Below are 20,222 nucleotides of genomic sequence, written 5' to 3' on the forward strand. Positions count from 1 at the left end.
AGAATAAACTTGTAAGGCTTATTTTTTCTTTAGCCAAGCAGGGTAAAAAATATTCGGACCGCCGATGCGGACGAAAACTATACGTATTCGCTTGCTTGAATCATAGAAATCCCGTGCGGTCAACGGTTCACAGTATACAGGTTAAGGGAAAGTTCGCCATAGTTGGTATTTTTCACCAACTATTATTGGGTTAGCGGTGAAAACACCCACTAAGGGCAAAAAATGGACTGTACACCTCAAAACCGTAAACTGAAAAAACTATTTTCGCTTAGGACCGCGCAGGGCTACGACCGCGATTTCAATACTCGCGCCGGCAGGTAAATTGTTGGAGCCGACGGTAGTGCGGGCAGGAAAATTACCAGTAAAGTAGCTGCCATAAATCTCGTTGACTTTGGGAAAATTGGCAACGTCTTTGAGATAAATGGTAGTGTTCACAATGTCACTCATGCTGAGATTTCCGGCCAACAAAATGGCTTTGATATTTTCCATGATTTGCGTGGTTTCCGCCTCAAAACCGCCCGAAACGAGTTGACGGGTTTGGGGATTAAGCCCCAATTGCCCCGCGACAAAAATCAGTCCGTTGGCTTCAACGGCTTGGCTATAGGGACCGATGGGTGCGGGTGCCTGATCAGTTTTAATGATTTTTTTTTGAGCAACAACGGTTAAAGTGCTAACAAACAAGGCTAAAACAAGGCAGAAAGATTTCATAAAATTTGATTTGTGATAAATTCTATTGATTGTGTACTACGGACTACTAATTTTGCTTCCTAAATTCAGATTTTTAAAACTAAAAACCAACTTTTATGAGTTTACAATCACTTACGGAGCGCGTTCAAACGCTCGTTGGTACCGATAGCGGCCTTGATGCCACGTTCAAGTTTATCACCGATGAAGGAATCATATCAGTAGATACGAAACAAGTCCCCAACATTGTCACCAACGACGACCTCGCAACCGAATGCGCTATGGAAATTTCCACTAAAAACGCACTGGACCTTTTGAGCGGAGAACTCAACCCGATGATGGCCTACATGATGGGCAAGCTCAAAATCAAAGGAGATATGGGTGTAGCCATGAAAATTGCACAGGCATTTGGAGGCTAAATAAAAAGCAAAGGGACTTGACGATTCGCCAAGTCCCTTTGTGTAATAGAGTTGCGTACTAATTACTCTTTTTCATTTTTCGAATTCTGTACTTCCGCACGAATCGCCTGAGCCAAGTTTTTGAGGTCTTGCATTCCCTTGCGTACGCGCGTGCCGGCAGCCTGGTTGCCCTTGTTGTAAAACTTGTCAAAGTCTCCTTCAAGACCCATTACCAGATTTTTGATTTCATCAAATTTTGCCATAATTTTTTGGGATTTTTGGTTTGTAAAATATTTCAAAAACGCCTAAAACAGCGTTATTTGGCCGAAATTTAGTAATTCTACAATTAAACGCAACAGAAAAAAATAAAAAGTTAATCAAAAAAGTACAATTTTTCATCAAACAAATACCATAAAAATACTAACTATCTAACTGTCAATGTTTTATGATATAGTTTATTTTTTCATTTTTTTGTATAATTTCTAAAAAAATGCCCTCACACGCTAAATAACGCGTTTTTACCCCTAATTATTGCTTTGGAAAAGAGGGCTGTTGAATTACCCGAAGGGCTTGATTGATATGACGTTGCTGATGAGCCAATGTAAAAATTAATACGTCGCCCACTCTGAATTTCAGCAAGCTCGTAAAGGGCGATTGCAGCTTGGTATTCCAGTCTAATTGATTCGATTTTTGAATTGCTTCTTCCAAATCCTGCAAAATAGTGTAGTACCGCTTCAGCACTTTAGGAGTATCCAAATGATACGGCTTGGGCTTAAACATCGAAGGTGCGGGAATTTTTCGAGCCGACTTGGGGTCTACAAATCCCAACATGATTTTACCATTAAAGCTCATCTGAAAATCCAAAGGCAGATTCCCATTTTTAGGAGTATGCTCCAGTTTAAACTTGAGTTGGTTTGCATAATACTGACTGACCATGTTAAGATGGGTCAGGCATTCCAAAACGCTCCACTGATTGGGTGCCGGTTTCCATTGAATCTGCGATTCGGAAAGGGTTTCAAATTTTTGCTCGACCGTTTGGCGAATTTGTTGCAGTTGAGAGAGCAGGTCTTGTCGGGTGTCGGTCGTATTCATGAGCAGTGTTAATTAATCTCGTTGGGATTCATTCAGTTGTTCCCGCAATTTACGCGGTAACGCCTGCGCCACCAAATCGTAGGAGTGGTCAACCCACTCGCGCAGCAGACTATCTTTCACCGACCCGTCCACCAAGATTGTATTCCAGTGTTTTTTGTTCATGTGATACCCGGGAAGTACACAATCGTGCTCTTCCCTGAGTTGAAGAGCTCGTTCGGGGTCGCATTTTAGATTGATACTGAAAGGTGTTGATTCCAAGGAAGTTAAAGCAAATACTTTGCCCATGACCTTGTAAACCATTGTTTCGTTGCCAAAAGGAAATTCTTCGGTAACGCCGGCTTTGGCTAAGCAATACGTCTGAAATGATTCAATGTTCATAAGCCCCCTGCCCGCAGCGGCGGACCGCCCCCAATGGGGGAATTTAATCCTTAGTTTGTTTTACCTTGTAAATAAGCGATACAGCATCACGCAGATACAAAACAGAAACATAATGATGGAAATGCGGTTGATGCCGTGCATCATTCGCAATGAAGAAGTATTAGGACGCGAAGGGTCAGGTTTTTGAAAAACCCGAATAAAGTAGCCTAATACCTCCCCTAAATTTAAAAAGCTGATTAATTTTTTCATTATTTTACAATTAATTTATCATAGTCCGCATGAGAACCAATCCAAAACCAAACGATATCTTCTTCAATCCCTATGCCTAATGCCCGATAGTAAATACCCACCCTTACCGACCATAACTTTCCAATTTTCTTAAAACGTAAAGAGGGGTGTTTAGGATCTTTCTTTAAAATATCGTAGTTTTTATCAGCCAATTCTTAAATTTGTTTTGGTAATTTTTCGTAACAATCCCAAAAATCATCCGTTGCAATATGGCTCATAACTCTCTATATTGGCGCTTAGAGTACGCATTTTGTGCATTTTGTACTAAACTGTCTAATCGTCCTGCACCGAGATCTCTCTCAATTTTTTCATCCCAAAGAACCGAGCGATATTCATCAAACCAAGTAGCTAACTCCTGTAATTGCTCGGGACGAAGCTGCTGAATTTCTTTTTCTATCTCCTGTACATTCATTTTAGGCACCAATTATAAAGTAAAAATTTAACTATCGCCCTTTCGAAAACACGGTTAACGGATAACAAATACACCGATAACAGCTTTCTTAACTCAAACGGCCTCAATCGGCTCCGGTTCAAACCATTTGGCATCTTCTTTAATCAGGTTGATTAATTCATCCACAGCCGCTGCCGCAGAAACCGATTTTTTGATGACTTGCTGACCGCGATAAAGCGCAATTTTATCTTTTCCAATGCCTACATAACCATAATCAGCATCGGCCATTTCGCCGGGGCCGTTCACGATACAACCCATGATTCCTATCTTAACGCCTTTCAAATGGTCGGTGCGTTTGCGGATAAGGGCTGTGGTTTCCTGTAAATCAAACAAGGTACGTCCACACGACGGACAGGAAATGTATTCCGTTTTGGACATTCTCGTTCGAGCCGCCTGCAAAATTCCAAAAGCAATGCTGTTTTGTTGTTTTGCCAACGCCAAATCATTGTGCGGCACACTCAACATGATACCGTCTCCCAATCCGTCCACGAGCAGTCCTCCGCAATCCGTTGCGGCAAAAAGCGACAATTCATCTACGTTTTCGGAAGAATACGTTCGTTGGATTACGACGGGACAATCAATGCCTTTTTGCACCAAATCTACCATAAACCGCCGCATTTCGGGCATAGCGTGGTCGTTTTGGCTTTGCAGGAGAAGTACAGAATGAGTGAATGAGCCAATGAGTGAATGAGCCAATGGGGCAGATACATCAACCTTAATGATATTCAATATTTCACTTTTCACTTCTGCTTTTTCAAATTCTTCTAATGTGAACAGCGGGAATTTGTTGTCGCGGTCGTTTTGGGTTTTCCAAACATCATAATCTAAGATTTCCTTCAACCCCATCGGCAACATAAATGGAACGGGGCGAGTGCCGGTATAGACAAAATCAGTTCCAATGTCGTTCATTTTCCATTTATCGGGCACCGGCAAATAGAAATGCCCCACACTGCGTAAATCCTCGTATTGCTCTACGGCGATGTGCGAAAAATCGGCTATGACACGCGGCACATTATGCCCGCCGAAGTTATACACTTCACGGGTCTTGCGGCGACTGTATTGAAAGGGATTGAATGGCAAGGCTTCCGCCGCTAAAGGAGCAATCGGTTTTGCCTGCTCCGCACGGTGCGTATAACGACTGATAAGTGACGCGGCTACAGGCGCTTCCAATTCGGGGTCTTCGGTCAGTGAAACGCGAACGGTATCACCTAATCCATCTTCCAGCAACGTCCCGATTCCAACCGCTGACTTAATACGGCCATCTTCGCCTTCACCGGCTTCGGTTACGCCCAAGTGCAACGGGTAAGGTTTCAACCCTTCGCTGTTTAACCGATTGACCAATAAACGATACGCTTCCACCATTATCAGCGGATTGCTGGATTTCATGGAAAGTACAACGCCATAATAATTCAATTCTTCGCAAATGCGCAAAAACTCCAACGCCGATTCCACCATTCCCAAAGGCGAATCGCCGTAGCGACTCATGATGCGGTCGGAAAGTGACCCGTGGTTAGTACCAATCCGCATAGCAGTCCCGTATTCTTTACAGATTTTGATGAGCGGAATAAACTTTTCCCGAATTCGATCCAACTCATGTTGGTACTCATCTTCGGTGTAATCTATAATTTCAAAGCGTTTTTTATCCGCGTAGTTGCCCGGATTGATTCGTACTTTCTCCACAATCCGCGCGGCCAATTCGGCGGCGTTGGGCGTGAAGTGAATATCGGCAATCAGTGGAACGGTATAACCGCGAGCGCGGAGTCCTTTCCGAATATTTTCTAAATTTTGGGCTTCTTTTACACTCGGTGCCGTAATGCGCACGTATTCGCATCCCGACTCTACCATCCTGATTACCTGCTCAATAGAACCTTCAGTGTTCATGGTATCCACCGTTGTCATGGACTGCACCCGAATCGGATAGTCAGAGCCCAACGGAATATCACCGATGTTGACCGTGATGGTTTTCCGGCGTGAATATTCGGTGAGAGAATTACAATATTTATACGACTTAATCGCGTCTTGAAGCGATACGGTGTCGTTGAGTGTCAGCATTGGTTTATAAGTTTACTGTTTACTGTTTTCCCAAGATTTAGTGTAAGCGGAGCCTTACTTAATTGAGCGCAGTAAAATTACTGATAAAACCTTAAAGAAGGAGTGATTGTTTCCCCGTTAATGTAATCATTAACTTGAAAATAAGGTAAACGTTAAAAATCTTTCTGGCTACTCGTTTTCTTGCCGCAATGCTTCTATCTCAATTTCAGTTGATAAGCGAAAGTTTGTATGGTTAATTTTGTGAGATGGGCTCTATACTTGGTATGATTCCAAGTATAACATTATTCTACTTTGCTGAAGCAGACTTCTTAATGTATATTTTTTTAACAAGTCTGTAAGATACATTTACACCAAAAGTTTGGTAAATAGACTTATCTAAGTATAGTGGTGCCAACGAAGCTTTAAACGAGCCTTCTTCTATTAACCCTACTCTATCGTAAGTTAGAGCAACAGCTATTCTATTCTTGATGGCAACCCCTAATCCAGCGCGAAAACCAAAACTACCTGACAAATAGCTTGCTCCTTCAACTGAGTTTAAGTTCAAACTGGATTTATAACTAAAATTGAGTGGGAAATTACCGAATCCTCCAAGACTCACAAACGGATAAGTTCGATTCTTTCTATTTAAGCGAATATTAGCATCGGCCCCAACCCTAATTGATTGAAAATCAAATTTTTCATTCTCAGCGAATTGATTTTGAATCTCAAAATGGTTTTGTGTAAAAAGCGCCCCTATTTTCAACTCTCCATATTTATTGCCAACTACGTAATTAACACCACCACTCAAACCTCCCCAACCCCAAGCAGGGAGATTTGAGCGAACAGAGGAGGATAATGTTGGATTATTGTAGAATGCTCCGCTCACCAATTCAATACCCCTGTACGAAGTAGTGTCGATTGGTGGTAGTGGAGGAGGTGGACATTCTCTTTTATAAGTCTGGCAAATATAGTCTTCTAAGCTTTTTATCTTCTGCAACGAAACACATTCAGAATTAAGTCTTCCTATAACTAACGCAGAGTCAGCCAAACGAGAACCGTCTCTGAATAAATTTAGCCTTTGAGCACGCTTAGATGAATCCAATAAGTTATCAAATATCTGGTTTATTCGACAACAATTGGCGTTTACCAACTTTTTAGTTAAATCAGTTTTGACCAGAACTCCGCACTTTGTTTGCAAAGAATCTGCCGCCAAATAATATTGATAAGCTACTTCACATTGGTCTAATGCTCTCAAACTGTCTGCGGCTGTTTTTAACCAATTGAAACGAGTAGTTATGCGGCGGTTCGCTTCTATTTCAATTTTAATATCGCCCCATTCTTTCATCAGCTGTTCTACTTTGGCAGAAGTACAAGAAGCAAGTATTTTTTGTGCTTCGTCGTAGAGCGCTGTCGCTTCATCGTACTGGCAACGACGGTATCTTTCTTTTGCACTATTGGCTACACTGATAAACAAGTTGATTTTATCTTCACAATTGATACAATTTTCAATTGTTGTAATTTTTTGACTTATATTCTCTTTCTGCGCTAAAGCTGGCGATATTCTTTGAGCGGTTAACAGCCGTGGGATAATTTCCTTATTACAAGGGTCATTCGTCCTCATTCTTTCAGCACTCCAATAGACATAATAAAAATAGTCCCACTCTACGCAGTTTCGATTTTTCTTAAAAATACGTTCATACTCAGGGATGATAAATTCCCGTTTTGAAACATCCCCTCCCGAACGCCAAGTAGCTATATTCCGTAATCCTTGCTGTATGTCTTGGATGTCATCAAATATTCTTAGTGCACTTCGGTCATTTTGATAGCACTCCATTTGTCTGATAAACAACGCTTTGCTTTTTGCATCTTCCAAGCGACAACTGGCATACAATACATTCATTTGATTCTTTAACGCTGTATAGCGGGCTTCATCACAAGGTTTTGAATCTGCAACTGGGGGCTTAACATTTTCACGTTTTATAGCATCAATTAATCGATCAACTTCTTCATTCCCTTTATAAGGTTGAAGTATAGCTATCGCTTCTTGCTTCTTCCCACTATTGTTTAATTGACGCGCTTTCTTCATAACCAGTGTAATAGACGGTTCTAAAGGAGGAGAATTAGTCGGTTTGGGAGGAGATTCTGACGTTTTTCTCGCTATTGCAGATATAGGAGTTTCCTTACCCATGTTGGCGATTCTATCCTTGGGGTTCAGTCGTAAAATTTCATCTGATAAGGTTTGAATCTGCGTTTCGTTCCCTGCGATAATAGCACTGTACAGTCTATTTTGTAGAGTATATAATTGCTTAGAAAAATTAAATTTCTTCCTTATTTCTTCTTCATTCTCTACATACACCAAAGCCGTTAGACAGTACTTATAAAGATTGCTTGCTCGGAAATAGTCTCCAATACTCAAATAATATTCCGCCCTTTCAACCAGTTCTTCCTGTGGCGATTTAGCAACAAGCGTTGCTTTTTTTTGAGAAACTCCCAAAAAACTAAGCGACACAGCCCACAAAAGTATAAAGCAAAGAATAAAGGGCCTCATTAATTAACGAAGGATGATGGTAACGTAATAGTAGTAAAAGTACACCCCTTTGACTTTGCATAAGATTTACAGGATGCTTCTCGCTGACTGATGATAGTTTTTGTAGATTTTCCTTCTCCTAAGATAGCTGCACAAGAGTAATAGACCAACGGAAGGGCTATAAAATTGCAATCTTTTGATGAATCAGCCGTAGTTTTCGCTATGTCAAACTGTTTGTCTGCTTTAGATAAAAGTTCTTGAAATAGGGTTTCACTTTTACCGTAGCGATTTACCAGCATCTGAGCAACCTGCGGGGCATTCTGCCAATTTTTACCAGAAAGTACTTTGTATAAAGCCGCTTTCATGCTATCCAACGAAGGGTCTATAGACTCAGATTTTTTTGGCATTATTAGCACTTTGAACACACTTTTATCACTTCTTTTTTGCAACTCTTTGGCCATGTATTCTTTCATGGCCTGCGTACTTGCAAACTTATTGGGAGCATTTATCAAAGCAGAATCTCTAACCCAAATAAGGTCATAGTCTGCTTCATTTATCATCAGTTCCTCGTCACTTTTATCAGACTTCGCAATTAATGCAGCCTCCATTTTCAAAATTTCTTCATCAATAGCCGTTTCCACATCACTTTTGTAGTCGTTGGGAGTATAAGTATTGATCGATTTTTGAAATTCACTAATGGCCGAAATTGGAACCTGTATTTGCCCAGCGATAGGCTTACTGGTATCTATTCTTTTGTAAAATACACTCGGCACGTACATGAGCGTATCCCCAAACTCAACTGGCTTGAGAAGTGATAAAAAGGGTTCCGGGAGTATCGTATCTGTTTTACTTGCAAGTGGCATAGACACCGTAACCTCCACTTTCAAAGGTTTCTCTATTACCTCGCAAGAAGTAAGAAAAAGCAAACAAAAGCAGAAAATGACTATCGAAGTAGTAGGTAGTTTCATAAGGGGGTGACTAAGCTAAAGCAACAGACATATTTGTAATTTGGTGATAGCGACACTCATAGGCCAGTCGGTCTCTATTTTGTGGCTGCTGACCCGCCATCAATAGCGCAATATCTTCGTCTATGAGTATTCCCTTAGTTTTCAATATGTACTTGAAATGGTTTTTATCACTATTATTGGGGTCTTTATCAATTTCAACTATATCACCAATTCTGATAGGGATGTTAACCAACTCCGATTGAGTTTCAAACGGGTGAGATAAAGACCGAGCCGTATTCTGACCTTGAGCAAAATTTACATAGTCTTGTTTGAAGAGTTTTTCAGTACGGCTGTAAATCAAATAATATCCTGTATGTAGCAAATGGACGTAACAAACCAAGCCATACATTATCAGAACAGGAACGTAAAAACCTGCACTTTTTATAGTGCCTAACGCTACAACGCCTACTATTTTGATAACACCTATTAAAATGATAGCCGCTTTCAATAAAAGGTCTAAATTTTTACCTTCTTCTTTTTTCAAAGTCAGTTCTTGGGTTCTAATAGGATTGGATGTCCCTATGATATCCAACATGCTATCAATCCAGCATCTTTTAGCCACATTACGATGAAGGCGGTTTGCGAAAAATATATCACAAAAAACAAAGGCAATAGCAAGTACCATCGCAACCCCCACGAAAAAAGAACCTTTTTTCGCCGCTCCTATAAAAATCAAGAGAATACCCGCTAATTCGCCAATGATTCCAATCCAAAACCAACGTGCATCTTCTGAAAAATTGAAATCGGAATAAAGACCATGAATAGATGAATTTGAAATCTGTATTTTGCTCTTGCGAGTGCCCAACCACTTAGACAATGAATTCTGGGTTGGTTCAAAATTGGCACGATTAGGAATAAGTGGCATGGTCAATGAATAATTTAAGTTTAGATTGAGACAAATTAGAACGCAAAAAAAAGCGTGGAACGTCGCAAATACTTTGTTGCTGAGGGGGTCGAATCCCTGTCGTACAAAGTAAAGCAACGCCCACGCTTTCACGTAGGCGTATGCTAAACTCCCCTGTACGACTTAAATTTTCGACCTTTCAGCAACAGGATTGTTTTAGCTTACGCTATATGTTTTTATATATCTGCTCTTTGCAGAACTTAATTCTTTCCTAAACGAGTTTCTACATAGCCAATAATTTTGTCAGAAAGCAATAACCCTTCTTGGGCTATCTTCACGCTGAGATTACCATCATAGCCCATTGCCAAGTGTAACGTATCGTAGGCGGCATTGAACAACGTCATTAGCTTACCATCTTTGATGTTGCGTTGATAATGTTCTACACTTTTACGCCCTTTTTGGGGTTGAGGCGTAATCGCATCTAGGGCTACCAAAATGCCATTATAGGCCGTATTACCTGCCATACGCACGTACTTACGATCTTTATAAAAGCCCCCTTCTTTTTCGGCTTTGGTACTCAAAATAGTACGGGCGTTTTCTAAATAACGTTTTGCTTCTTCGGTTTGACTCATTACAATATCAAGGTTTCAGCTTTCCGCAATGATACAAACAAAAAAATCTTGGTCAAAGAAAAGAAATATATTTTTATCCAGCGTTGAAAGAGGCGAATTACACCAATACCGCCAGCATTGTTTGGCATTTCAGTTCCGTCTCCTGCCATTCTTTTTCAGGAACGGAGTCTTCGGTGATACCACCACCGGCATATAGCGTAGCCGTTTGGTTCTGAATCTTCATACAACGCAGATTTACGAACAGATTCGTCTCATTTTCAACGTTGACAGGGCCTAAAAAACCGCTATAAAACTCGCGGTCGTAGTTTTCATGGCTCAGAATAAACTCCAATGCCGCCATTTTAGGCATTCCGCATACGGCCGACGTTGGGTGAAGCAATTCCAACATCACCGTTCCCAACTCAGGGAAATTAATGGCTTTGGTATCTACGGTATAATCACTGCAAAGGTGCATCAAGTTACCCGCAACCACTGTTTTGGGGCCTTCTTCAATGTATTCCCGCACCCGAATTTTCTTAAAACACGAAATAATATAACGACCCACCAACGCCTGTTCTTCGATTTCTTTTTGGGTCCAGGGAGCTTGCTTGGGAGGAATTATCTGCCCGGTAGTATCAAAAATTGACTGAGTACCAGCCAACGCAACTGTTCTGAAAATTCCTTCTTTGTCCACTCCGACCAGCGTTTCGGGAGTAGCGCCCAGCCAAGCCTGATCCAAGTGAGGTAAATAGACCAATGACACGAAAGCGTTGGGATATTTTTCGCAAAGGCGCTCAAATACTTCCGTCAATACAAAATCTGAAGGCAATTTAACTTCTTTCGTACGCGAGAGTACTACCTTCTTCATCTCTCCCCCTTCAATGGCCGCTACGGCTTCTTGAACGGTGTTGAGATAATCGAAATCGGCAGGAGCAGGTTTATGTACGGCATACCCATTTGTACTTTTTTTAGCAGCCAAACTCACCTCTGCACACTGTTTTTCCCATTGCTCACGTTGAGAATCGGAAACAGATTTAGATACTTTTTCAACGGCAACTTCTCCTTTGTCGTTAAAACGAAAATACAAATCTGCTTCAATAAACAGGGATTCATTGCCTTCCAAATTCAGAAAAGGACTTACCGCAAAACCTGCCGTTAACTCTTCTAAAACGATTTTTGTCTTGGGAATTTCAGCTCCAAAGTTGATAACCAACTGTTTATCTTTTTGTCGGGGTAATTGCCACAATGCTACGGCAAACCCCAATTCCTGAGCAGCCTGCCAACCCCACAACGGAGAAATGGCGTGGGAAGAGAGGGAGAAATCTCTTATCTTTTCAAATTCGTCTGACTTCATAACTACTAAACAATTTCAGGAACAAAAGTGTCCCTAAAAATTTAAAAAAATAGAACCTTTATCAGACTGTAAAAAAAACCTTTCCAAGTCTTGAAGACTTGGAAAGGTTGTACTTAATTTTCAATATCCTGTCGCAAAAAGCATTTTATCTTGATTTATTGGAGGCTATAGGTATTTTTTCGCATCATCTACCTGTCCGTTCCGTGCCAAAAACAAGGCATAACTTTGACGAAACAGGCGATTGGACGGTTCCAGTCGAAGCGCATTTTGGAATTCTCGATTGGCTTCGGGATAAAATTGATTCTCTTCATACAAAGCGGCTTTTACAAATGCATTCATGCCCTTTGAGTACTTCAAATCGGTTTGTAAATCCTTTAATTTTTGTTCAAACAGCTTCAAATCCTCATTTTTAATCCGTTTAAAAGCGTAGCGCACTCCCATTGGAGTATTTTTGGGAGCAACACTCCAATAATAGGTACGGTCGCTTTCCAACAGTTCTTTGTCCAAATTAATCAGGAGTGTCGTATCAGCCACTTCTTTTTCCCAAATGGGGCTTTCGGTTTCGTTCCAATCATCATACAACGCAAAGGAATAGGCAGGTGTTTTTCCTTTTGATTTCCACGAAAAAGTAACGCTGTTTGTCTCAAGCACCGATTCGTACTGCGGCGAAACCATCAGCGGAGCCGTTAGTCCCGGGCCGCGATTGACGAGCCCTTTTTTGCGCATGTATCCTTCGGCATATTCGTCAATTGATTTTTCCGTATGGTTGATATGCTTCATCATAGCTCCCAAATACTGCTTCGCAATGGAAGGCGAAAGGGCGCCGTTCGGCTTATTCAACAATTGTTGCAAACGCCACTCTCCTACCGTATTCAGCAAATAACCGGAGCCGTCTTTTGCCGTAATGATGACTTGTGCCCCTTTGCTGAGTTTTACTTTATCAGTCAGGCTTAATTGAATTTTTTTAGCCGCGCTTTCCACTTTTTGCCATTTGGTTTGGCCCGTAGCTTGGTACAAAAACTCCCCTTCCGCCCACGCCACTTCGTATTCGGCGGGGGGTAAGTGAGTGAAGGAAGACAGAAAGAAAAAGAGAAGTACAATTTGAGTTTTCATAATGATAAGGTAACGAATTTGTTGAATAAATACACACATAAAGTTTTGATTTTAACCACTTTGCGAACCCCTAAAAATAGGTTTGGTAGTCGTAATTTTTGCGTAACCACAAAGCCAAGGTCTTATAAATGTACAAAATATCGACCAAAAGTACAATGGGGATGATTATTTTGAGGGTGTCTATTTTAATCTGCCACGTATCAAAAATCCAAAGTCCAATACCAAAAGTCAGGAGTACCAATACGAGTTGAATCAGTCGGGAAACTAAGTGAAATTGAAGTTGCTGTTTTGCAAACGCGTCCATAAAAAAAGCCATGAGTAAAAAACACAGCGTAAACGACACCACATTAATCACCCAACCATCAGCATGACGGACATAATCATGTCGAAGTATCATTTCGATGATGTTGGCGTGGATGACCAATCCATTCATATCGGGCGGTTGAGCAGAATTGCCGAATGGCGAATAATGCTTATCTTCCAAAACAGTGGAATCCCCCAACAGGCCAATCAAAACAATTTTGCCTTTTAAACGCTTCAACTCCAGGTTTCCTTCGTAAAAATCAGGCGGTTGAAATGTACGATATCCTTTCTCCTGCCGCTGATACACAATGATTTCCGGACTGTGAATACTCGCTTCCTGCCGATGTGTGATAAACTTTCCGTAACTCGCAGCATCAAATTTCTTGACGATTTGGGTGGCAAATGATTCCTGCGTTCGAGCGGAATCAGTGTCCGAAACGCTTGAATAGTCGGGATAAAATTGTGGTAAAAACAAACGAACCGTACTCTTAGCTTCTCGGGTCACGAGATTGGCAAACCCTTCTTTTCCAAACAGATACACTGAGTCTGTACGCTCAGGTTGCTCCAACAACCCTCCGTGCGGATTGGTCACTAAATACGTCCCCATAACTGATTTATCGGCGGCGGCTTTCAACGCGTTGGCAAGTGATGGATTGAACGACACATTTTTACCGTTGAACACCACATCAATCCCAATCACTTTAGGGTCATATTGATGTATATTTTCAATCAATTCCGCTATGCCGGTGCGGTCGAGAGTATCAATATTGACCAAATAAATTAACGTATCTGCTTCCAAACGACGAGCACTGCGCCCCGATTGGGTCAAATCCGGAAAAACGTGTTCGTACTCTTTTTGGATACGCTTTAGCGTGGAATGAAGCGGCGCAAAAAAAGGGATGTTTGCCACCAACAACGCCGGAAGATTGAAAGCTAAAAACACCAATAAAGTGGCCAAAAAAGCATCTCTAAAGAGGGTCTTTTTCATTTCAATTTCTCCGGTATTTTTCCATTAACGACTTGAACTCGGGCATTTCCCTAATAGTGTCTAAAGCAGCATTTTTACTAATACTCTCAAAATTAGAGAAGCCTTTTTCTAAGGCTTTGCCCAGCCAGCTAATCGCCTCCACGGGCAAGTTCTGTCGGGATTTGATACGAGCAAGGTCGTAGTAGGCTTGAGAAAAACTGGCGTTCAATTCAATGACTCTTTTAAAAGCATTCTCGGCTTCCACCAAACGGTTTTGGATATCCAGAATATAACCATACGCATTGTAAAGTTCAGCATCGGCAGGACTTAACTCAAGGGCTCTTTTATAGACATTTTCCGCTTCTCCGAGCCGTTTTTGGGTTAGCAATAGATTACCGTAATTTTTGTACACCAAAGGGTTATTAGCGTTGAGTTCAATCGACCTTTTGTAAGCGGCTTCCGCTTCGCCGAATCGAGCTTGTGCATTTAACAAAATTCCATAACTGTTATAGACAGAAGGGTCATTTGGTTTGAGTTCAATGGCTTTTCGGTAGGCGATTTCGGCCTCTTGCAGGCGATTGACCGCGACCAATAACCTACCATAGCCCAAATACACATTGGCATCATCGGTTTTTAGCTGGATTGCTTTCTGGTATACGGTTTCGGCTTCCACCAACCGTTTTTGTCTTTGAAGCAACACGCCGTAGTTTCGGTAGGAATTAGCATCGTTGGGATTCAATTCGATAGCCTTTCGATACGCTTCTTCTGCCTCACTTAATCGGTTCAGAGTTGCCAGAAGGTTGCCATAATTACCATAAACAGTCGCATAGTCAGGGCCCAAGGCAATGGATTTTTTATAGGCGATTTCCGCCTCTTCATACCGATTTTGACGAAACAGCAAAACTCCGTATGTATTGTAAACAACGGCATAGTTGGGATTCAATTCAATGGATTTCTTCAGGGTTAATTCAGCTTCTGCCTGTCGATTCAGGTTAACCAACAGGTAGCCGTAGTTGAAATGAACCAGCGCATCTTTGGGGTTAAGTTGAATAGAGCGCTTAAAGGCAGCTTCGGCATCGGTGTTGCGATTTTGGGAAGCTAAAACTTTGCCTAAATCACCGTAAATCTGCGCATCGTTGGGGCGAAATACGAGGGCTTTATTGTAAGCAAGCTCAGCTTCAAAGTATCGTTTTTGGTCAAACAATAAGATGCCGTAATTGATATATACATCTGCATCGTTGGGGTTAAGTTCAGTGGATTTTTTATAGGCACTTTCACTCTCTCCGAAACGATTTAGCTTTGCCAGTAAATTGCCATAGTTTTTGTAAGCCGAAGCCTCATCAGGGTTCAATTCAATGGCTTTTCTGTATTCTTTTTCCGCTTCTTCCAATTGATGTTGTTCAATCAGTACGTTTCCATAATTAAGGTGCAAAAAACTCCAACCAGGAGAGTATTTCAACCCCTTCCCAAACACACTTTTTGCCTCTTTGTAAGATCTTTTCAGGTACAACAAAACCCCTAAGTCATTGTAAGCGGGCGAAAATGTGCTGTCTGCCAATATAGCCTGTCGATAATTAAACAGGGCGGTATCAGGATTTGCAGATTGGTCAAGCAAGCCATTATAATAAAAGACTTTGGCGCGTAAGTTGGGGTATAAAAAATGAGATTTACCCAAAATCTGGTAGGTTTTTTCTAAGTACCGGATGTTCCTTCGGTAATTGATGTCCGATTTAACCATATTTTTACTTTCCAGATAACCTCCCAATACCTTCGATGATTCTTCCAACAACGCCGCCGCAAACTCCCGCTTGATAAAAGAATGAAGTTTCTCCAGTGAGGGAGCCACCATCAGCCTTTCAAAATACCAATCGGCGGAATTTGTGGTATCCATGAGACGTTTTTGGGCAATTGCTTCGTGAAAATCAGCATACCATCTTTGGGCGGTCGTATCCGCTACGGTCAATACTTTTTCGGCAAATCCTCTGCCTTGTACGGCGGCAAAAGCAGGCAGTTTTGTATTGTCACGTACGGCGGCTAACGTAGGTATATCTATTTGCGACATCGTCACGGCTTTGTCGGCAGCTACCAATACGGGATTTTGACGGGTCGGTGCCGCTTCTGCAGTCACATGATCCTCCATATAACGCTCCAATTCGCGCAGTGTCACTTTTAAATCCTGATCGGCATCGGCCAATCCCTGCAACCCGCGAATAAGGTGGTAGCTGAACAACCCGCGGCCCCCCCCCCACTGTTGCCCTTCGAGCGACACTTCGTTGGCTTGACATGCCATGAATTTCACTTCGTTAGACACTTGTTTGAGCAATTGCTGCCCCGTAAGTTGTACACCGCCGATTTCACTTCCCGCCAACTTCCCCGCCCGACAGGCATCCAAAAACATGACCACCTGTGCTTGGTTTTTAGTAGAAAGTGTGGCAATGTAATCCTGCAAATAAATCACGGCAAAAGCCGTCGAATTGTAATTGCTCGTAAAAGAATCGTGAGTAAGCAGGAAGCCGCGCTGAGCAATGGTCTTGGTTTCCTGATCGCCGTGTCCTGAGAAATAAACGAATACCCGGTCATTGGGTTTGACAAAATCCAACAGGTTGCCCAATGCCCTGTCCAACTGCCCAAACGTTGCTTTTTCGTTGACCAAAAGTTGGATATTAGATTTCGGAACGGAGCCACCGGCGGGTGAAATCAGGTAATTGTAAAAAGCGAGCGCATCGGCATAGCGAAGCGAATCAATGTATTGGTATTTAGACACCCCCACAATCAAAGCCCACGTCTGACCGCTTGCTTGGGCAGGTGCGGTATTCCCCACTTTGGGGCCGCGGGTTTCCTGTGCCCAAAGCCTGCCTGAAAGCCCCCAAAAGGTAATGAGTAACACGAATTAGTTTAGCGATTTCATAACGAGTTTCAAAGATGCTCCACCTTTGATCACAAAAGTGAGGCTCATGTAGGGTTTTGAGTTGAAAATCAGTGGTTAAAAGGGATAATAGTATAAACATACTCAAACGTATAGCCAGCATTGCTGTTTGTCCCGCGGGTATAGCAATTTCTCATTATCATTACCAGTGGGTTTTCTTGTCCTCTGGTAGCCGTCGTTACTTCTCCCTGCGCTTCAATAGCGGGCAGGAGGTTAATGGGTTGCGGCGTAGCAAACACTTTCATCATTTCTGTTCCAAAAGGAGGCCAAAAGCCCAAAAGTGGGCGATTTTTCAAGAAAACTGTTTCTCCCGCACCGATTTTATACGAATTGGGGTCATTGTTATCTTCCAAGCTGGGAGCTACGGGAACTATTTTATTATCGGGCTGAATCGCCACGATGTTGTAATAGGCCGTGCGCGTTCCTTTGTTGGTCAATTTGATGACCATGATGTCGTTTCCACAAAACCGCCGCGACAAAGTGTCCAAAGGCGTATCAAATACTTCCGTCACAACATTGTTATTATCTATTTTTGCCCTTACCAACGACATCTCCACCGCAATTTCGGGCGATGATAACTTCACCGATTTCATAAATTTTACCTGTGCCACCGAAAGTAGCATTTTTTTGAGTAACCCAATGCTCCCGGCAGATGACAAACTGACAGATTTTACTCCCAAATACGCCATATCAGCCACAAACACGCCCACCAAATCCGTTTGTGGGGTATTTTTAAGAAAAACATCAGGCTGTTCTGTCGGTTGAACCACCTTCAAAAAAGGCCACTGTTGAAGCGAATCGGTCAACGTTTTTGCGAGCGCGGGCGATAAGTCCGTAAAAGTATATCCTACTTTTATGGCCGATTCTGAGAAAGACTGCTGCGTACGAAACGCCCAATACTGAGCCACTTTAAAATCAGAAGGCAAGGGTTCTTTCAGCAAAAGTGTTGCCGTAAAATACTCCTGAGCCGTCACTTTGCCTTCCAATACAGGCTTGGCGTTTTGAATCGACGCCGTACCTGCGGGATACAGCGAGAACACATCGCCTACGCTGATACCAGCTACCAAACTGGCACTCAATTGCAAAGAAGTGCTATTAAGTACTTTTTTAAGTTCGACGTACGGTTCCTGTTTGACCAATTGACCGCTAAAAAACAGGTAATCGGCATCTCCTTCCAAAACGGGACTTTGGCGAGGGGCTATCACGGCCATTTCGGCACGAATACGGGCAAACACCTGACGATAGGTATCGTTGGGGCGCAATTGAGACAAAACATTACTGATGGTAAAGGAAAGCGACCCCACGGGTTTTCCTTCCACCGTCGTTTCAAAATTATTCTCGTTGGAACTTGCGCCCGCAAACACCACAAATTTGGCCAAATTCTCTTTCACATTTCCCCGCGTAGCTACAACGGGTGAATCGGTCAGACTTTGGGAAGGATTGAGGTTTTTATCCGGTGAAAAATCAGGCTTGACCAACGGCGGAAACCCTCCGCGCGCTCTACCCTCATTACTGCGCGTACCCGCCCCCGAATGGCAGGAATCCAGAAACAGCAGCAGGTGACCTTCCGCACCTAATTTTTGGCGTATTTGGAAAATATAATTTCCGAGCAAATCGTCGCGAATGTAGTGGTTGCTGCTTAGTTCTTCGGGTTTGTAAGCGGCCCCCAGCGGCACCAATGCTTCGTCCAGACGGTCGGGTTCGTCGCCGTTATCGTCCTGAAGTTGAACGCCATGCCCGGAATAATGAATGACCGCAATGTCGCCGTTTTGGAGCGTTTCGTTAAATGTTTGGAAAGCGGCAACGATGCCTGCCGCATCTACATCCTGAACAACGGTAATGTATTGGTTGGGGAAACCTTGGTTTTGGAGGGCTGTTTGGATGAGAGGTACGTCATTGAGCGATGCCAGTTTAGGCCAACCCGTAACCCCCTGATCATATCCACCAATAGCAATGATAAGTGCATGTTTGGCAGGTTGAGCAAAAGCCGTAACGATTGGCAAAAATATCCCCCAGAATACCATATACCGACGTAGCGTCATCAGAAGGTAAAGTTTAAAGGTCTAATTATTTACAGGTTTAAGGAAAACTACATCGAATTTATAAAAAACTCCTTCTATTTCAAACAGTTACTGCAAATCCTTTTCATAGAATAATTCAAATGCCGATTTACAAATAACACAACAATACCTTTTGGAGTTGTATAAAAGGGATATTTTTTCTACTATCTTTATTTTACGGTTCCAAAAGGAAAGCGGACAGATAAAAAGCAAAATCAGTAAAAGTAGCTTTTTCATAAAAATAGGCAGGGTTATTAGTGTTGGGTCAGCGTTTTGTAAATCAAATTATAAACATTTACGAATACGAACCCTAAAGAAGAAAGCAACTCGAAAAACGCAAATAGGAGCCTCTTGCCCCCCTTCTTAGTTATGTCTTTTTGGGAATACGCTGCAAACTTAGTATTATTGAGGTATAAACCCTTAGTAATCAGCGTTCATGGAAATTCAAAACAGCTTCACTTACCGGAAGTGGCTAAAACGGAGTTTTGGCTTAGCCACCAGCCCATTCACTACTGCTTTTCCGTTTTCAAATCGAAGTGCTAACGCACAATTAAGGGTTATACGAATAGCTTTACTCCTCTCTTTCTTTTGCACCATTGGTTTTGCTCAAAACAAGCAAATCGACAGCTTAAAACGCGAATTATCGGTTGCAAAACAGGACACCAATCGGGTATTGATTATGGCCCAATTGTGCAACTTTTATCGGTCAGTCAATCCTGATTTTGCACAATTGTATGGACAGAGCGCCTTGGAACTGGCCCGAAAAATCAATTTTCCCAAAGGAATGGTACGGGCCCTGACCAATTGGGGGCGGGTCATCAATGATTCCGGTAATTTGCCCAAAGCCCTGCAAATGCAGTTCGAGGCCCTGCAAATTGCCGAAGAAAACGGCTTAACGGCGGAGACCGGTTGGCCATTGAATCGAATCGGAACTATTTATGCCACATTAAGAGATGAAGCAAGAGCAATGGATTATCGCCAACGGGCTCTGAGGGTTTTCAGGGAAAGCCATGACAACAATACTGTCTTAGTAATACTAAACAATATGGGGGTAACCTATACCGAAACAAATGGGTGTAGGACAAGTTTATTAAGCCGCCATTTTTATTAAATCGGTTACTTTATTGCACTGATTTTTTTTAAAAGCGACCCTAATATTAGCTACTTGTTGCAAACCTGTTTTAGTCC

The 20,222-nt window shown here is 42.2% G+C and carries 19 protein-coding genes; 2 read left to right on the forward strand and 17 right to left on the reverse strand.

The features are described 5' to 3' along the window. Nucleotides 1–258: 258 nt before the first annotated feature. A complete protein-coding gene (locus Q0081_RS18620) occupies nt 259–708 on the reverse strand; it encodes a RidA family protein (RefSeq protein WP_298356687.1) in 450 nt (149 codons plus the stop codon). A 95-nt stretch (nt 709–803) separates the two neighbouring features. Here Q0081_RS18620 and Q0081_RS18625 point away from each other — a divergent pair, with 95 nt between their 5' ends. Next, nucleotides 804–1,103 carry an SCP2 sterol-binding domain-containing protein gene (locus tag Q0081_RS18625; protein ID WP_298356690.1) on the forward strand — a complete coding sequence of 100 codons (300 nt, stop codon included), beginning with the start codon at nt 804–806 and terminating at the stop codon, nt 1,101–1,103. 62 nt (nt 1,104–1,165) lie between these two features. Here the strand turns inward: Q0081_RS18625 and Q0081_RS18630 are convergent, their stop codons facing one another. From Q0081_RS18630 to Q0081_RS18705, 16 genes are all read right to left on the reverse strand, one after another. Next, entirely contained in the window at nt 1,166–1,345 is a 180-nt protein-coding gene (locus Q0081_RS18630; RefSeq protein WP_298356693.1) for a histone H1, read from the reverse strand. Nucleotides 1,346–1,610: 265 nt separating this feature from the next. Beyond that, nucleotides 1,611–2,174 (reverse strand): DinB family protein, encoded by a 564-nt coding sequence (locus Q0081_RS18635; protein WP_298356696.1) that lies wholly within the window; start codon nt 2,172–2,174, stop codon nt 1,611–1,613. A 12-nt stretch (nt 2,175–2,186) separates the two neighbouring features. After that, the gene (locus tag Q0081_RS18640) at nt 2,187–2,552 is read right to left on the reverse strand and encodes an MmcQ/YjbR family DNA-binding protein (RefSeq protein ID WP_298356699.1); all 366 of its coding nucleotides are present in this window, start codon (nt 2,550–2,552) and stop codon (nt 2,187–2,189) included. Between the two features lie 60 nt (nt 2,553–2,612). After that, nucleotides 2,613–2,801: a DUF6728 family protein gene (locus Q0081_RS18645; RefSeq protein WP_298356702.1), complete on the reverse strand. Its 189-nt coding sequence runs from the start codon at nt 2,799–2,801 to the stop codon at nt 2,613–2,615. Continuing rightward, on the reverse strand, nt 2,801–2,992 hold the full coding sequence (locus Q0081_RS18650; RefSeq protein ID WP_298356704.1) for a hypothetical protein: 192 nt from the start codon (nt 2,990–2,992) through the stop codon (nt 2,801–2,803). The genes Q0081_RS18645 and Q0081_RS18650 overlap by 1 nt, the downstream gene beginning before the upstream one ends. A gap of 62 nt (nt 2,993–3,054) precedes the next feature. After that, nucleotides 3,055–3,252, reverse strand: a complete 198-nt coding sequence (locus Q0081_RS18655) for a hypothetical protein (protein ID WP_298356707.1) — start codon at nt 3,250–3,252, stop codon at nt 3,055–3,057. A 93-nt stretch (nt 3,253–3,345) separates the two neighbouring features. Continuing rightward, complete coding sequence (gene ispG / locus Q0081_RS18660) at nt 3,346–5,343, reverse strand: (E)-4-hydroxy-3-methylbut-2-enyl-diphosphate synthase (protein ID WP_298356710.1); 1,998 nt, start codon at nt 5,341–5,343, stop codon at nt 3,346–3,348. Nucleotides 5,344–5,629: 286 nt separating this feature from the next. After that, entirely contained in the window at nt 5,630–7,831 is a 2,202-nt protein-coding gene (locus Q0081_RS18665; protein ID WP_298356713.1) for a hypothetical protein, read from the reverse strand. A gap of 38 nt (nt 7,832–7,869) precedes the next feature. After that, nucleotides 7,870–8,736 carry a hypothetical protein gene (locus tag Q0081_RS18670; RefSeq protein ID WP_298356716.1) on the reverse strand — a complete coding sequence of 289 codons (867 nt, stop codon included), beginning with the start codon at nt 8,734–8,736 and terminating at the stop codon, nt 7,870–7,872. A gap of 91 nt (nt 8,737–8,827) precedes the next feature. After that, entirely contained in the window at nt 8,828–9,721 is an 894-nt protein-coding gene (locus Q0081_RS18675; RefSeq protein ID WP_298356717.1) for a hypothetical protein, read from the reverse strand. Nucleotides 9,722–9,960: 239 nt separating this feature from the next. Next, the gene (locus Q0081_RS18680; RefSeq protein WP_298356720.1) at nt 9,961–10,332 is read right to left on the reverse strand and encodes a DUF5618 family protein; all 372 of its coding nucleotides are present in this window, start codon (nt 10,330–10,332) and stop codon (nt 9,961–9,963) included. 97 nt (nt 10,333–10,429) lie between these two features. Further along, on the reverse strand, nt 10,430–11,665 hold the full coding sequence (locus Q0081_RS18685; protein ID WP_298356723.1) for a chorismate-binding protein: 1,236 nt from the start codon (nt 11,663–11,665) through the stop codon (nt 10,430–10,432). Between the two features lie 165 nt (nt 11,666–11,830). Continuing rightward, nucleotides 11,831–12,778 carry a M48 family metallopeptidase gene (locus Q0081_RS18690; RefSeq protein ID WP_298356726.1) on the reverse strand — a complete coding sequence of 316 codons (948 nt, stop codon included), beginning with the start codon at nt 12,776–12,778 and terminating at the stop codon, nt 11,831–11,833. A gap of 70 nt (nt 12,779–12,848) precedes the next feature. Continuing rightward, entirely contained in the window at nt 12,849–14,069 is a 1,221-nt protein-coding gene (locus Q0081_RS18695; RefSeq protein WP_298356729.1) for a CHASE2 domain-containing protein, read from the reverse strand. A 1-nt stretch (nt 14,070) separates the two neighbouring features. Continuing rightward, nucleotides 14,071–16,935 (reverse strand): tetratricopeptide repeat protein, encoded by a 2,865-nt coding sequence (locus tag Q0081_RS18700; protein WP_298356732.1) that lies wholly within the window; start codon nt 16,933–16,935, stop codon nt 14,071–14,073. Between the two features lie 89 nt (nt 16,936–17,024). After that, nucleotides 17,025–19,016, reverse strand: coding sequence for a caspase family protein (locus tag Q0081_RS18705; protein ID WP_298356735.1), 1,992 nt, complete (start codon nt 19,014–19,016; stop codon nt 17,025–17,027). 454 nt (nt 19,017–19,470) lie between these two features. Here Q0081_RS18705 and Q0081_RS18710 point away from each other — a divergent pair, with 454 nt between their 5' ends. After that, entirely contained in the window at nt 19,471–20,145 is a 675-nt protein-coding gene (locus Q0081_RS18710) for a tetratricopeptide repeat protein (RefSeq protein ID WP_298356738.1), read from the forward strand. Nucleotides 20,146–20,222 lie beyond the last annotated feature (77 nt).

The organism is Runella sp. (assembly GCF_027484545.1).
GTDB lineage: Bacteria > Bacteroidota > Bacteroidia > Cytophagales > Spirosomataceae > Runella.